10 protein-coding genes and 3 pseudogenes are annotated in these 15,159 nt (G+C 64.6%); 2 read left to right on the forward strand and 11 right to left on the reverse strand.

Annotation, left to right across the window (positions count from 1 at the left end; genetic code table 11):
• The first annotated feature begins 51 nt into the window (after nucleotides 1-51).
• Nucleotides 52-255, forward strand: a complete 204-nt coding sequence (locus CSV86_RS08935; protein WP_009395389.1) for a DUF1737 domain-containing protein — start codon at nucleotides 52-54, stop codon at nucleotides 253-255.
• Here the strand turns inward: CSV86_RS08935 and CSV86_RS08940 are convergent.
• The 6 genes and pseudogenes from CSV86_RS08940 to CSV86_RS08965 form a co-directional block, all read right to left on the reverse strand.
• Entirely contained in the window at nucleotides 245-874 is a 630-nt protein-coding gene (locus CSV86_RS08940; protein WP_009395390.1) for a LysE family translocator, read from the reverse strand. The two genes, CSV86_RS08935 and CSV86_RS08940, sit on opposite strands and share 11 nt — an antisense overlap.
• Nucleotides 875-991: 117 nt before the next feature.
• Nucleotides 992-3,657: pseudogene (gene mgtA / locus CSV86_RS08945) on the reverse strand (magnesium-translocating P-type ATPase); the annotation flags it as partial.
• A 256-nt stretch (nucleotides 3,658-3,913) separates the two neighbouring features.
• Complete coding sequence (locus CSV86_RS08950; protein WP_009395392.1) at nucleotides 3,914-4,618, reverse strand: MgtC/SapB family protein; 705 nt, start codon at nucleotides 4,616-4,618, stop codon at nucleotides 3,914-3,916.
• Nucleotides 4,619-5,146: 528 nt separating this feature from the next.
• Nucleotides 5,147-5,775, reverse strand: a pseudogene (locus tag CSV86_RS08955) (phytanoyl-CoA dioxygenase family protein).
• 93 nt (nucleotides 5,776-5,868) lie between these two features.
• Nucleotides 5,869-7,011 carry a hypothetical protein gene (locus CSV86_RS08960; protein WP_009395394.1) on the reverse strand — a complete coding sequence of 381 codons (1,143 nt, stop codon included), beginning with the start codon at nucleotides 7,009-7,011 and terminating at the stop codon, nucleotides 5,869-5,871.
• Nucleotides 7,012-8,583 carry a hypothetical protein gene (locus tag CSV86_RS08965; protein ID WP_009395395.1) on the reverse strand — a complete coding sequence of 524 codons (1,572 nt, stop codon included), beginning with the start codon at nucleotides 8,581-8,583 and terminating at the stop codon, nucleotides 7,012-7,014.
• A gap of 125 nt (nucleotides 8,584-8,708) precedes the next feature.
• On the opposite strand from CSV86_RS08965, the gene CSV86_RS08970 reads away from it, so the two are divergent.
• Nucleotides 8,709-9,248 (forward strand): histidine phosphatase family protein, encoded by a 540-nt coding sequence (locus CSV86_RS08970; RefSeq protein ID WP_009395396.1) that lies wholly within the window; start codon nucleotides 8,709-8,711, stop codon nucleotides 9,246-9,248.
• Nucleotides 9,249-9,257: 9 nt separating this feature from the next.
• Here the strand turns inward: CSV86_RS08970 and CSV86_RS33895 are convergent, their stop codons facing one another.
• The 5 genes and pseudogenes from CSV86_RS33895 to CSV86_RS08990 form a co-directional block, all read right to left on the reverse strand.
• Entirely contained in the window at nucleotides 9,258-9,971 is a 714-nt protein-coding gene (locus CSV86_RS33895; protein WP_512700228.1) for a TonB-dependent receptor domain-containing protein, read from the reverse strand.
• A pseudogene (locus CSV86_RS08975) lies at nucleotides 9,881-11,776 on the reverse strand (TonB-dependent siderophore receptor); the annotation flags it as partial. The gene CSV86_RS33895 and the pseudogene CSV86_RS08975, both read right to left, overlap by 91 nt.
• Before the next feature lie 115 nt (nucleotides 11,777-11,891).
• Nucleotides 11,892-12,860 carry a DUF4880 domain-containing protein gene (locus CSV86_RS08980; RefSeq protein WP_037058845.1) on the reverse strand — a complete coding sequence of 323 codons (969 nt, stop codon included), beginning with the start codon at nucleotides 12,858-12,860 and terminating at the stop codon, nucleotides 11,892-11,894.
• Complete coding sequence (locus CSV86_RS08985; RefSeq protein WP_009395399.1) at nucleotides 12,857-13,366, reverse strand: sigma-70 family RNA polymerase sigma factor; 510 nt, start codon at nucleotides 13,364-13,366, stop codon at nucleotides 12,857-12,859. The genes CSV86_RS08980 and CSV86_RS08985 overlap by 4 nt, the downstream gene beginning before the upstream one ends.
• A gap of 129 nt (nucleotides 13,367-13,495) precedes the next feature.
• A complete protein-coding gene (locus tag CSV86_RS08990; RefSeq protein WP_170394729.1) occupies nucleotides 13,496-15,127 on the reverse strand; it encodes a hybrid sensor histidine kinase/response regulator in 1,632 nt (543 codons plus the stop codon).
• Between the last annotated feature and the right edge of the window lie 32 nt (nucleotides 15,128-15,159).

The following is a 15,159-nucleotide window of genomic DNA, read 5'->3' on the forward strand; positions in this document are numbered from 1 at the left end:
CCCCTGTGGGAGGGCTGATATGCTGTGCCCTTTTTCCAGCAAGGACCTCTCATGAGCGCCACCACCCCCGACGGCCTGCCGGTCTACCGCCTTGTCACCGGCAAGGACGATTCCGCCTTCTGCAAACGCATTTCCGAACTGCTCGCCCAAGGCTACCAACTGCATGGTTCGCCAACCCTGACCTACGACCCGCAGCAGCAAAGCGTGATCGCCGGCCAGGCGGTGATCTGGGCCGGTCGCAAGCTCAGCGACTGAAGATCCGCTGCACCCCCAGCGTGACCAGCGCTGCGCCCGCGAACCCGTTGATCCAGCGCTCGACCCGCAGGTACAGCCCGCGCAGCCGGGAGGTGCCGAACACCATGCCCAGCCCCACATGCCAGGCGAACGACAGCACGCCGATCAGCACCACGGTGACCAGGTAGAACCAGAGCGGCGGATGGGCCGGGAAGATCGCGGCGAAGGCACTGGTCCAGAACGCTGCGCCCTTGGGGTTGGTCACGCAGGTCAGCAGGCCGGTGCGAAAGGCCGCCAGGCGCGAACCGTCCAGCTGCAACTGGTCGATGACGGTGCTGCGTGGCACCGGGTGCAAGGCCGACCAGAGCAGGCGGCCGCCATACCAGACCAGGTAGGTCGCGCCGAGCAGGCGTACCGCCGATGACAGCCAGGGATGTTGCGACAGGAGGGTCGCCAGCCCGGCGATCGAGAGGATGACCCAGAACACTGAGCCGGTGCCGATGCCGAAGGCCACATAGCGGGCGTCGCGATGGCGCTGGTTCAGGGCCATCTGGCTGAGGATGAAGAAATTCGGTCCGGGGCTGGCCAGGACGGCCAGGTAGATGCCGGTGATCAGCAGCAGGGAATAGAGGTAGGTCATGGTCGCGGCCGGGCAAGGGGAGTGACCTCGATGGTGCACCAACTCCCCTTGCTTTGTCAGTTCCGGCCTATCGCTGGCAAGCTCCCACAGTGTCATGCGCTGCTCATGAGGCTTGTATCAATTCCATCCATACCGCCGCGCAAACCATCCCTTCATCGCCTGCACCACGCCCACATAGCCCACCAGGATGGCCAGCAGGAACGGGAAGTAGGTCCACGGCAGCGCCTGCAACTTGAAGTACCCGGCCAGTGGCGACATCGGCAGCAACAGGCCGATGGCGACGATCGCCACGGTCATCGCCAGCAGCGGCCAGGCCGCCCGGCTTTGCACGAAGGGCAGCTTGCGGGTGCGGATCAGGTGCACCACCAGGGTCTGCGACAGTAGCCCTTCGACGAACCAGCCGGACTGGAACAGGGTCTGGTGATCCGGCGTGTCGGCGGCGAAGACGAACCACATCAGCGCATAGGTGAGGATGTCGAAGATCGAGCTCAGCGGGCCGAAGAACAGCATGAAGCGCCCGATGTCCTCGGCCTGCCAGCGCTGCGGGCTACGCAGTTGCTCGGCATCGACATGGTCGAACGGGATTGCGGTCTGCGACACGTCGTACAGCAGGTTCTGCACCAGCAGGTGCAGCGGCAGCATCGGCAGGAAGGGCAGGAAGGCACTGGCCACCAGTACGCTGAAGACGTTGCCGAAGTTGGAACTGGCGGTCATCTTGATGTACTTGAGCATGTTGGCGAAGGTCTTGCGCCCTTCGACCACGCCTTCTTCGAGCACCATCAGGCTCTTTTCCAGAAGGATGATGTCCGCCGCTTCCTTGGCGATATCCACCGCCGAGTCCACCGAGATGCCTACATCCGCCGCACGCAGGGCCGGGGCGTCGTTGATGCCGTCGCCCATGAAACCGACCACATGCCCGCGCTGGCGCAGCAGGCGCACGATGCGCTCCTTGTGCGCCGGGGTGAGGCGGGCGAACAGGTTGCACTCGGCGGCGCGTTCACCCAGTTGCCGATCGCTCAGGGCATCGATCTCGCCGCCCAGCAGCAGGCCTTCAGCGGCAGGCCCACGTCATGGCAGACCCGGCGGGTGACGCGCTCGTTGTCGCCGGTCAGCACCTTGACCTCGACTCCCTGTTCGGCCAGCACCTTCAGGGCCGCCGCCGTGCTGTCCCGTGGCGGGTCGAGGAAGGCGATATAACCGGTCAGCAGCAGGTCGCTTTCATCGGCCACCCGATACTGCTCGCGAGCGCCCGGCAACTGGCGTACCGCTACCGCGACCACCCGCAGGCCATCGTCGTTGAGGCTGGCGGTGTGCTGGCGGATGCGCGCCAGCAGGGCGGCGTCCAGGGGCACTTCATCGCTGCCGATGCGCACCCGGGTGCACACCTCGAGCACTTCTTCCAGCGCACCCTTGCACACCAGGCGGTGGCCGTTGTCCTGCTCGCCGACCACCACCGACATGCGCCGGCGCTGGAAGTCGAAAGGGATTTCGTCGACCTTGGCGAAACGCTCACCGAGGCGCGCCATGCGTCCGGCATCGGCGTGTTCCAGCACGGCGACATCCAGCAGGTTCTTCAGGCCGGTCTGGTAGTGGCTGTTGAGCCAGGCATCGTCGAGCACCGCGTCACAGGGGGTGCCGAACACATCGGTATGGCGTTCGAGGACGATGCGGTCCTGGGTCAGGGTGCCGGTCTTGTCGGTGCACAGTACATCCATGGCGCCGAAGTTCTGGATGGCGTCCAGGCGCTTGACGATGACTTTCTTGCGCGACAGCACCACCGCGCCCTTGGCCAGGGTCGAGGTAACGATCATCGGCAGCATTTCCGGGGTCAGGCCGACGGCGATGGACAGAGCGAACAGCGAAGCTTCCAGCCAGTCACCCTTGGTGAAGCCGTTGATCAGCAGTACCAGCGGCGCCATCACCAGCATGAAGCGGATCAGCAGCCAGCTGACCTTGTTCACCCCTTGCTGGAAGGCGGTGGGCTCGCGGTCGCTGGCCAGGACCCGTTCGGCGAGGTTGCCGAACCAGGTGTGCTCGCCGGTGCCGACCACCAGCGCGCGGGCGCTGCCGCTGACCACGTTGGTGCCCATGAAGCACAGGTTGTCGAGCTCCAGCGGGCTGCCGGCGGCGCCATGACGGGGCAGGGCGAATTTCTCCACCGGCAGGGACTCGCCAGTGAGCGCCGCCTGGCTGACGAACAGGTCCTTGGCTTCCAGCACCCGCAGGTCGGCGGGGATCATGTCGCCGGCGCTGAGCAGCACCAGGTCACCGGGCACCAGGTCGCGGAAGGCAATTTCCACCGCTCCGCGCCGGTCGGCCCCGGGCACCCCGGGCCGCAACACGCTGGCGGTATTCGCCACCAGGCTTTTCAGACGCTCGGCGGCGTGGTTCGAGCGCGACTCCTGGACGAAGCGCAGCAGGGTGGAGATCAGCACCATGCTGCCGATCACGGTAGCGGCCTTGAGGTCCTCGGTCAGCCAGGAAACCAAGGCCAGCAGGGTCAGCAGCAGGTTGAACGGGTTGCGGTAGCACCACCACAGGTGGCGCAGGGGCGAGACCGGTTTTTCCTGGCCCACCAGGTTGGCCCCGGCCCGCGCGCGAATGGCTTCGACGCGAGCCTCGTCGAGCCCTTCGGCACGGCTGCCGAAGCGCTGGAAGAGGGCGTCGTTATCCAGTTTGGCGACCAGGGTGAGCTGGCGCACGAAGTCTGCAGGCAGGTGACTGCGGGCGCTGCCGCCACGCAGTGATTCAAGGATCGCCTGGCGGCGCAGGTGCCGGCTCAGGCCGTGGTCGAAGAAGGCCAGCAGGCGCTGGCCGAAGCGTTTGAACAGCATGATCTACTCCCGGGTGGTTGCCGCGCGGGCCGCCACCAGTAGGGCTTGTGCAGCGCAGGGACTGCGCTGCCGTCGGGTCAGGCCGGACGGCAGCGCGAAAGGCGATCGCTAGCTGCCGTCCAGCCCGGTTCTGGGTGTCACGGGACTGGGGTCGGGATTCATGGCCGGGCTCCGGATGCTCCTCTCGGGTTGATGTTCAGCGGCTTCAATCGGCCGCCAGTTCGAAGACTTGCCAGCGGACCGAGCTGACGCCTTTTTCCAGGCTGATACGGCTGACCAGGCGCTCCAGCTGGCTGGTAGCGTCGTGATTGCCGAGCAGTTCGGCGCGCACCTCCAGTTTTGCCGGGTTGGCCTGGTCCTCGCTGTGCAGCGATTGCAGGCGCAGGCTGGCTCCGTCGAAGCTGTGCAGCATCAGGCTGCGCACCTGGATTTCATCCTCGGCGCGGCAGACGATTTCCACGACATAGTGCTGGCCCGATTCGGTGGGCGGCACCACGTCCTGATGGTTCAGGCGCTGGGCGATATCGCGCAGCAGGATATTGGCGCAGAGCACCACCATGGCGCCCAGTGCGGCTTCCAGCAGCAGGCCCATGCTGCACAGCACGCCGATGGCGGCGGTGCACCAGAGGGTGGCGGCGGTGTTCAGGCCGCGGACGTTGAGGCCGTCGCGCATGATCACGCCACCGCCAAGGAAGCCGATGCCGGAGACCACGTAGGCGGCGATGCGCGAGGCGTCGCTGGCCAGGCCCGGGACGCTCTGGGTCATCAGCACGAACAGGCAGGCGCCGGTGCTGACCAGGGCGTTGGTGCGCAGGCCGGTGAGGCGCTGGCGCAGTTGCCGTTCGGCGCCGATCAGGGCACCGAGGACGAGCGCTGCGGCGGCGCGCAGCAGAAAGATTTTCCAATCCATGATTCACCTCCGTTTCTCTACGGATAGAGTCCGGTGTTGACGCCGGCTGCAAGCCGGCGCGAATGCGCGTTATGGATGGCGAAAGGTCGTGGCGTCACCGAGCCGCGCGAACGCTGCCGGGCAATGTCGGAAGGGAGAATGAGGATGCGTCATCCCGGACGGGATGCGGATCGCCACTGTCCGCTGTGATCAGCGAGACAGTGGCAGGGAAAGTGCTGCCGGACGTGCTCGCTGTTCAGACCTGTCGCAATCGACTGGGACAACTGTCCAAGGCAGGACTCCTATGGGGGTTGAAATTGCGGCGCACCTTACTCGCGCAGGAGAGGCGGGTCAAGCGCTTCGCTTGGGGTTTCTACAAGGTCAGTGCAGGAGCGCCAGGATCGCCGTGGGCTGCGGGCTGGATGAAAGATTCGACATCTTTCTTTTCAGTACCGGCCTCATCGCTGGCAAGCCAGCTCCTACAGGTATTGCGTGCGCCGCCGAACCTGTGGGAGCTGGCTTGCCAGCGATGAGGCCGGTACTGACAACTCAGTCCTTGCTGCCCGGCATGTGCTGCTCGAACGCGTAGTCCATGGGCTCGAAGCGCTCGCTGCTATCCATGCTCACATTGCGCATCGGTGCGGTCTGCAGGTGGGTGGCGTAGAGCGGTTCGGCGCAATAGTTGATGAGGACCGAGCGGCGCCGTGCGCCCGACGTGTTGAGGCTGGCGCCATGGACCAGGTCGACATCGAACACCAGGATATCCCCGGCCCTGCCGGATACCTGCACCACGCCGGTTTCATCGTCGAAGTCGAACGGCGTTTCCCCGGCTCGAAGCGATGGGTGCCGGGGACCAGGCGGGTCGCGCCGTTATCCGGGCCGAAGTCGTCGAAGTAGGCCATGGCCGTTACCGTGTCCCCCGGTCGGTGTCCCCACATATCCCGGTGCAGGCGCTGATGGCCACCGCCGGCGAGGGGTTCGCGCCCCTCGACATGGGAGAGGAAGAAGGGTTCGTCGATGATCGTTCCCGTGGCCGCCAACAGTAAGGGCAGGCGGCACAGGTCCTGGATCCGCGGATGGCTGTCGAGCAGCGAGTGGCGCCAGTCGCGGCCACGGGGTACCGGCCATTCATGCGAGGCGCGGGCACCGGCGTCGAAGGCAGCGCGCAGGTCATCCAGCCAGGCCTCGGGGATCGCCTGGCGCAGCAGCAGATAGCCGTCTCGGCGCAGTTGCTCACGGGGTGTCATGGTGATCAGTGGTCCTTGTTCTCGTTAGCTGATTTCCAGTCCGGTGACCCAGCCGCTTACCTGTTGGCCTGCGCTCGGATAGCTGGCGATCAAGGCGATCACGCTGAACAGGCTCATCCTTCTCAAGGGCAGAAGCTTCAATTGCCAATGAGGTGCCTGTCCGCGCAGGGTTCTTTCCATGAAGTTGAGCATTCGGGTAGCCGGTGTTCCGTTGGCCATTGGAAACTGGCTGCTGAACGCAGGTTTCGGCAAAGTCCATAGTCGGTAGCCAATGACCGGGCTAAGCACTGTCAGCCATAGCATGGACACAATCGTAAGTATGAATTTTTGCGTCGCGGCCATTGCCCGGAGTGTCCCGAATGCCTTCAGGGGTTGGCCGTTCTTGCGCTCGACGGCCCTTTTTTTGTACCGCTTCTTCGCCCATCTCCTCATTCCGATCGCCCCACCTTTAAACGAAGGTTCGAAGAACTCGAGGAGTTTCCAACTGGTCCAGAACTGCAGTTGCTTCACTTCTGGCGTGTTTCGATAAGGCAAAGGCGCAAGCAGCCAGGTTTCCAATACCAGCCGCTGGTTGATGGCCTGTGCCAGCAACGCATGGCGATGCCGGATCACCGCGTTGCTCAGTGAGCGGATGAACCGGACGTTCAGAGCGGGGATTGTCCTTTGGGTGATATGGATGGCCAGGCGGTCATCTCTGTCCCAGCTCAATCCGAGCCTTTTGTCCAGGCCGACGGTCAAGCCTTGCGATCCTGCTAGTGAGCCCAACAGGTAAGCAAGGCCGAAGAGAGCCAGCACGCTCGCGTAGCTCCATGATGGGCTGGTTCCAAAGACAAGATCAAAGCCCAGCACGAGCGCTTCGGCCAGTGAGAACAACATCAATGCGATGGAGACCCCTTTTACCAAGGTGTAACGGTGAAGACGGAACAGCTGACGGTAGACCTTGTTTCTGAAAAACAGGGGGCGTTTTGCTCTGGCTTTTGCGCCGGGCGGGTGGATTTCCCTGAGCATGGCGATCCAGAAAATCAGACACAAAGTGCCTGTGGCGGCCAGCGCCGTGATTTCGCCCAGGGAAAGGTCTTTGCAAAAAAAACTCACGGCGTTGTTCTCTAGGTCATAACTGGAAAGCAGGATTGGATACCGCGTGGTTCCTCCTGGCATGGTCGCCATTTAGCGGCTTGCGACTTTCGCGGGATCACCTTGCAACCACCATTCATCGCGCTTGCCCGCCAGGAGCGACTCCAGCACCGAGACGCCCTTTTCCCGGAGCGAGATCCGCTCGCGCTGCAGTACGTCATCCAGCAAGCCGAGCAGGTTGCGCGTCTGCGAGACCGATTTGGGCGTGTTGGTTTCGCTGCTCAGCACGCCATCGACATAGCTGCGCACCCGCTCGTTCTGGCTGGCCTGCTGGGTCGCGCTGGCCTCCACCAGCCGGTTGTCCTTGTTGAAGCCCAGGCGCGTGCTGCTTTTCGCTTCGTCGGTGATCTCGTGATAGCTGTAGTTCTGCGACTTGTAGTCCTTGCTCAGGGCCAGCGGCACTTGCGGGTTGGCCCCGACATGCCAGGCGGCGTCGAGGCTCGACTGCTGGTCCTGCTGGATCGAGCGGCTGGACAGGGCCTTGCCCTGGGCTGTGGTGCTTTGCGAAACGCGATAGTCGAAGCGGTCGGTTTCCCCGGGCAGCAACGGGTTGACCGACTTCGCCGGCTGGCCGATCGAGGCACTGAAGTCGGCAAGGCCGCTGAGCAGTAGCCGATCGTTTCGTCCCTGGGGCGAAACGGCCTCTTTGGCGAGCCTGCCATCGTCCACGCGGTTGAGCTGGACGAAAGCGTCCTTGAACAGATTCATCAGGTCCTTGTCGCCGTTGCCGCGCTTTTGCGCTGCGTCGAACTGCTGCAGATAGTTGTCGATCGCGGCCTGACGCTGGCCGGCGTTGCCCAGCAGGCTGCTGTCGCGGGTGTCCAGATCGAGCCTGATGTTCCCCGACGGCCCTTGCAGGCTCAGGTTGCGTGCCTTGTCATCGAGACTCAGGTCGAACACCTGCGGCTCGCCGCTGGCGGTTCGCAGGCTGGCATTCATCTGCAAGGACTTGAACAGGTTCGAATCGAAGCTGACCAGGCCGTCCAGCTTGAGGCTTGGCGGTTCCTGGGCCAGGCCGTCGATGGCGGCCTGGAAACCCTCCGCCAGCGTTGCCAGGCCCTTGAGTTCGTAGGCATTGAGTTCACCGCCCTGGACCTCGGCGCTGACTGCGAGGCCGTTGTCGTCGCTGGCCAGGGACAGGGTAATGGTGGCGCCTGAAGCGGTGGTCAGGCTCAGGCTGATTGCATTGTCTGGCGCATGGCGCAAGCTGTCGCCGCGCAGCTTCACGGCTTCGGCGCCGGGTTCGGCGCCGGCAGCGTAGCGCAACGCCGATTGCGAAACGGACGTTCCACCCTTGAGGACCAGTTGCTCGACCAAGGCCGCCCCCACACCACGCACGCGTTCGCCCAGTGATGCCCCTTGTACCCCGGTCAGCAGGCTGAGGCTGAGCTTGTCGACGGCGTCCTGCTCCAGGGCATAGCTCGCGGTCGTGGCAGTACTGCGTGACGGGTAGGTGTAGCCATCGTTATCGTTGCGTGTCTGGCCCAGAGTGACATTGCCGCTGGTGGTAGCGGCGGGCGCTTGTACGCCGATGCTGGAGTCGGCTGCGCGCTGCGGCGCGGTGTAAACAGGCGAGATTCGCAATCCTGCGCTGATCGGGTTCATGAGTGGGCCCGTGATGTCCATAGTTGTCCAAGGGTTATCGGCGCTTGGGCGAGAAGCTTGAACGGCGCTCCACTTCAGCTGTGACACAATGCGCGCAGCCGCCCCGTCCTCGTCCAGGCCCGTCCATGAACAACAGCCAGTTGACCCTTATCTGTCACGCCCGCAGCGATGCCCAGCGCGTCGGCCGCTTCCACCTGGAGGAGGAGGGGGTGCTGGTACCGCTCGCCTCACCCGTCGCGCTCGACGGTCAGGCGCGCACGTTGGTCGCGCCGGAGTGGCGTACGCGACAGACTGCCGAGCTGCTGGGGCTCGCCGCGCAGCCCGAGCCAGCGCTGCGCGACTGCGATCTTGGGCGCTGGCAGGGCCTGTCGCTCAAGCGCCTGGCCCAAGACGAGCCCGATGCTCTGCAGCAATGGTTGCATGATCCCCAGGCCGCACCCCATGGCGGGGAGTCCGTGGCGCGGCTGTGCCAGCGGGTGGCGGACTGGCTGGAGGGCTGGACGGCCACCGGGCATTGGCAGGCCATTACCCACCCGATGGTGATTCGCGCGGCATTGATGCATGTGTTGCAATGCCCGCCGACGGCGTTCCAGCACATCGACGTGCTTGCGCTGTCGCGGCTCAGCCTCAGCCGCTACGACCGCTGGCGCCTGCGCATCGAGTGACGCGGCGGATCAGTCGAACACGCCACGCAGCGTCAGGGTGAAGTTGCGTGGCTCCCCGTAGTAGTTGCCGTACTCGGATGTCCCGACGCTTTCGTAATAGCGACGGTCGAACAGGTTGTTGCCCTTGAGCGCGACGGTCCAGTTCTGGTCCACCTTGTACTCCACCAGCGCGTCATATACCGCATAGCCCGCTTGGCTGAAGTCGTAGGCGCGGCTGTCGATGGCATTGCCTGCCGCATCGAGGCGATAGGCCTGGCCGGTCACGTAGGTCGGGCTCTGGGCAGTGATACCGCCGCCGACACGTACTGCCGATAGCGCGCCGGGCAGGGTATGGATGCTCCAGAGCTTGAACAGGTGCCTGGGCGTGATGGTGCTGTAGAGGGTTTCCTCGGTATCGTTCTGCACGCGGTTGTAGGTGTAGCCGGCAAGCACCTCCCAGCCCGGCGTGATTTCGCCGCTGGCCTCCAGGTCGAGGCCCTTGCTGACGATCCTGTCCTGGGCCAGGTAGCAGCAGGCGCCGCTGTAGCTGAAGGCTGGGTCGGGGTAGGCCGGGTCGATCGCGGCCTGATGCTCGCGGTGGTACGGAACAGCGCCGCGCTGACGTTCAGGGCGCCGCCGAGCAGCTCGCCCTTGATCCCGGTTTCGTAGGTCTTGCCGGTCATCGGCTCGATGGACGTCGCGGCGTCTTCCGGGCCCATCAGTTTTTGTGCCTGGGGTTTGAATACCTCGCTGTAGCTGATGTAGGCCGACCACTGATCGTCCAGGGCGTAGATCAGGCCGCCGAAGGGCACCAGGGTAGTCGGCTCGCGATCGAACACACGGTCCTGCAAGGCCCAGGGTCCGGTGCCGTCGCTGTTGCGCTTGCTGTAGGCCTGCTCGAACTTGTAGCGCTGGGCACGGGCGCCTGCCACCAGCTTGAGCGGGTCGCTCAATTGCAGGCGCAGGGTCGAGTAGACGCCGTATTGCTCACGGGTGTTCGGTGAGTAATCACGCCAGAAGGCATGGCTGGAGTCGTCACTGGGCAGCGGCGTGGCCGAAGGGTTCCACAGGTCGATCAGGCCGCCCTTGCCGACCATCCCGCCGGCGGCGCGCCAACGGCTGGTGACCTTCTGGTAGTCGGCACCGAGCAGCACCTCGTGGCGGCGGCCGAAGGCATCGAAGCCGCCGGACAGGTTGATATCGAACACCGACTGCTCACTCCAGCTCGACACGTAGCTGCCCCACCAGTACGGGCCGGTGTTGCTGGTTTCGTCCACCGAGCCATACGGAATCACGCCTTCGGTAGTGGAGCTGTTGTAGTTCCAGGTGTATGAGCTATTGAGCTTCCAGTCCTCGCTCAGGTAGTGATCGACCTTGGCGAACCACTCCTTGGTCGAACTGTCGCTCCAGGCCTGGCGAGTGGTGTACCAACTGTGTCGCGGCAGGTGTACGTCGCCGCCGGTGCTGTAGCGGGGCAGGCCGTCGCCGGTGCCGTTTTCCTTGACCTTGTCGTAACTGCCGCCGACGGTCAGCAACGTGTCCGCGCCGAGATCCGCTTCGAGGACGCCGTACAGCAAAGGCTTCTCGGTACTGCGGTTGTCCATGAAGTACTGGCGGTCGGTCCAGGCGGCCACCAGACGCCCGCGCACCGCGCCGTCGAACGCCAGGGGGCCGGTCAGGTCGACCTCGCTGCGGTAGTTGTCCCAGGAGCCGGCGGAGGTATCGAGCTTGAGCTGGTAGTGATCCAGCGGGCGCTTGCGCACCAGGTTGACGATGCCACCCGGGTCGCCGGTGCCGCCAAGCAGGCCGCTGGCGCCACGCAAGACCTCGACATGGTCATAGGCGGCCAGGTCGTAGAGGCGGTCGCTGTAGAAGGTACCGACGCCATTGCCGATATCCATCGGTGCGGCGCCGTCGATCTGCAGGTTATCGATGCCGAACCCGCGCGAGTAGAACTGTTTCGAGTGATAGGTGGCGCTGCGGGTGGTGATGCCCGGCGCCAGCTTCATGGCCTCGGGCAGGGTGGTCATGCGCTGGTCCTCGATGAGCTTGCTGGTAATGACCGAGACGCTTTGCGGGGTGTCCTTGAGACTGACCGGGGTCTTGGAGCCGATGCTGACCAGGCCGGTGGTATAGGACCCGGAGTTTTCCGTCATTTCGCCCATGCCCTGGCCGCTGATGGTAGTCGCGGCCAGTTGCAGGGCGTCGCTTTCGGGGCGCTTGACCAGGCGATAGCCGGGGCCGTCGGCAATGGCCTGCAGAGGGCTGGCGAGGAGAATCAGGGCCAGGCCGTCGGCAACCTTGTAGTCACCGCTCAGGCCGTCGCTGTGCAGGCCGGCGGTCAGCGCCGAATCCACGCCGATCATTATCCCGGCCTGCTGGCCGAAGGCGCCGAGGACGCTGTCCAGGCTGCCCGCGGGAATCCGGTAGTTGCGGCTTTGTTGCTGGGTCGCGGCCTCGGCGGCGAATGACGGCTGGCTGGCGCCCAGGGTAGCGCCGAGCAGGGCCAGGCGCAGGGCGAAGGCCAGTGGGGTAGGGCGTGAGAGCATGAAGACGATCCGTTGAGTGGGCAGGGGCACTGTTTTTCAGCGTTCTGCCTGTCTTGATGCGCGAACAGGAAAAAACTGCCAGGTATCGCGAATTATTTTTATTCGTAAGCGAGATTCAGGCGGGCAACACCGTGGTCCAGATACCCAGTACCCGCTCCACCTTGATCGGCAGCATGCGCGCCAGCAGCTCGAGGCTGGCCTGCGGGTTATCCAGCGAATACGAGCCCGATACTGGCAGTTCGGCAATCTCCGGCGCACACCGCAGTACTCCTCGGCGGTAGCGGTCGAGGTGGGCCAGGAGCAGGCCAAGGGGCATGCGCTCGGCGACCAGCAATCCGTCGCTCCAGGCCAGTTCGGCAGTTTGCACGGAGCGCGGGGGAGAAGCGCGCCCGGCCTTGAAGTTCAGCTGCTGTCCGGCACCAAGTGTCAGTCGATCGCCCTGGGCAAGTTCCAGCGCTGCACTGCCAGTGAAGACCTGCAGCTGGCTGCCGGGCGTTCGCGGCAGGTCCAGGGCGATCACCAGCTTGCTGGACGCCCCGGGCGTGACCCAGCCATCCCGGGTGCGAACGCGCCAATGGGGCTGAGGGCCAGTTTTGATCAGCAGGCGGCCCAGCTCCAGGCTCAGGTCGGTGGCGTGCCGGTCCACCGCGCTGCGCGTATCGAGTTGCAACTCGACCCCGCCGGCCAGTTGCAGGCGCTCGCGCTGGCCGGTACCGGTGCGGTAGTCGCTGAACAGTTCCGGCACCAGGCCGGTTTCTCGCACCCCGATGCCTGCGGCGCCGAGCACCGCCAGGCCGGCAATGCCCTTGAGCAGCGTACGTCGCGAGCTGCCGCTGCGCGCTTGCAGAAGGCTGCGGGCTTTGGCCGGCGGCAGGTTACGGGTGGTCTGGCGCAGGTCCTGGTTCAAGCTGGCCAGACGCTGCCAGGCCAGTTCATGGTCTGCGCTCTGTGCACGCCAGGCGTCGCATGCCCGCTGATCGGCCGCGCTGCTGACCCCGGATTGCAGCAGCACCATCCAGTGCAGTGCCTGCTCAAGCACTTGCTCGTCGATGCTCTGGCGCTGCAATGGCTGTAACGGCCTCACAGCTCGTAGACCGCGGCGTAGCAGGTGCGATAGGCCTTGAGCATGGCCTTCTGCACCACATTGACGCTGATCCCCAGCGCTTCGGCGATCTGCGGGTAGGTCAGGCCATCCAGTTGCGATAGCAGGAAGATTTCCCGCACTCGCGCGCCCAGCCCGTCGAGCACCCGACCGACCGCGTCGAGCGCCTCGAGGACCAGCAGGCGGGTCTCTGCCGAGGGCATTTCCTGCGGATCAAGGGTTGCCAGGGACGCCAGGTAGGCGTTTTCCAGTGCGCGCCGGCGGAAGAGTTCGGCGCACAGGCGGCTGGCCACGGTGGCCAGGTAGGCGCGGGGTTCGCGCAAGCCGGGTAGTGCGCCCTGGCGCATCAGGCGGACGAAGGTGTCCTGCGCCAGGTCCTGCGCCTGCTGATGGTTGCCCAGCTTGCGCCGGAGCAACTGGACGATCCAACCGTGGTGGGCCACATAGAGTTCGCCGATGGCGTGATGCGGGGACGCAAAGGAGGGCATGCGCGCGCTTCCATGAAAAGGTTACAGAATGGTGCGCATGGTAATACTTCTCATTAACTCTGTTGCAACTAATTCTTTTATCGCAAGCGCGCCGCAGAACCCTGTGGGTACGCGGCGCGCTTGCGGTCTTCAGACTCCGCCCGGTGAGTCCAGCACCTGCCTGACCTTGCGCGCCAGGTCATGGGGCAGGTAGGGCTTGGAAATCACTTCGAATTCGGAACCGCCGATATCCGTGCGCTCGATGGAGTTCTCCGCGTAGCCGGTGGTCAGCAGCACCTTGATCGACGGATGATTGCGCCGCACTTCCCGGGCCAGCATCACGCCGTTCATGCCGCCGGGCATGATCAGGTCGGTGAACAGCAGGTCGTAGCGCTCGCCGGCCTCGAAGCGCTTCAGTGCCTCGCGGGCGTTGAGCACCAGATCGGCCTGGTAGCCGTAGTCCTCCAAAACCATTTTCGCCAGTTCCGCCACATCCGGGCGGTCCTCGACGATCAGCACGCTTTCGTGGCCGTTCCTGGCCTCCGCCGTCTTGTTTCGCTCCAGTGGCAGCACCGGGCCGCCGTCCACCGGGAAATACAGGCGCAGGGTGGTGCCGATGCCTTCCTCGGTATAGATCCGCGCGGTACCGCCGGACTGCTTGGCAAAGCCGTAGACCATGGACAGCCCGAGCCCGGAGCCCTTGCCTTCTTCCTTGGTGGTGAAGAAGGGGTCCATGACCCGGTCGCGGATGCTTGCCGGCATGCCGATACCGTTGTCGGTGATCGCCAGGCTGACGTAGTGGCCAGGCAGCAGGCCGTCGTAGGAGGTGGTGGCGAGGTCGCGCACGGTGACGTTGCGGGTCTCGATGAAGATCTGCGGCCTGGGCCGACCGATCAGCGCATCCCGCGAGTTGATGAAGATGTTCAGCAGGGCCACTTCCGCCTGGGTGGGGTCGATGCGGCAGTTCTTCAGTGTCTGCTCCAGGTCATATTCCACCTGCACGCCGTCGCCGAAGGTGCGGTTGACCAGCGGGCGCACGGTGTCCACCAGTTGGTTGAGGTTGAGCACCCGGCCCTGCAGCTTCTGCTTGCGGGAAAAGGCCAGCAGCTGCTTGGTAAGGGTACTGGCCTTGTCCACCGCCGAGCGGGCGTGGAAGGTACTGCGGCGGATGCGCTCCATGTCCGGGGCCGGCTTCTCCGCCGCGGTACGGATCAGGTCGATATAGCCGCCCATGACCTGCAGCAGGTTGTTGAAATCATGGGCGATGCCACCGGTCAACTGGCCCAGGGCTTCCATCTTCTGCGACTGGTGCAGGGCGTCCTCGGCGTCGCGGCGGCGACTGACGTCCAGCTGCGAGGCGAAGAAATAGACCAGCTCGCCTTTCTCATTGAAGATCGGCGAAATGAACAGGGCATTCCAGAAGCTGCTGCCGTCCTTGCGGTAGTTGAGGATCTCGGTGGAAAAGTCGTAGCGCCCCTCGATCGCGCCGCGAATCGCCCCGACCACCTCCGGATCGGTGTCCGGCCCCTGGAGAAAGCGGCAATTGCGTCCGACGATCTCCTCCGGGCTATAGCCGGTCATATCGAGGAACGCCTGGTTGGCGAAGATGATCGGATTGTCCGCGGCGTTGGGGTTGGTGACGATCATCGGCATGCGCGTGGTTTCCACCGCGGCGAAGAAGATGTCCTTCGGGTGGCCGGAGATGTCAGCGGTCGAAGCATCGTCGACGCGGGTGGGGTGTTGGGCACGATGAAGTCCTTTGTGACGGGGCTGCCTATACAGACAGCGCGACTGCCGCTTCGTTGCCTGCCCAG

It is taken from the genome of Pseudomonas bharatica CSV86 (assembly GCF_000319305.2).
Taxonomy (GTDB): Bacteria; Pseudomonadota; Gammaproteobacteria; order Pseudomonadales; family Pseudomonadaceae; genus Aquipseudomonas; species Aquipseudomonas bharatica.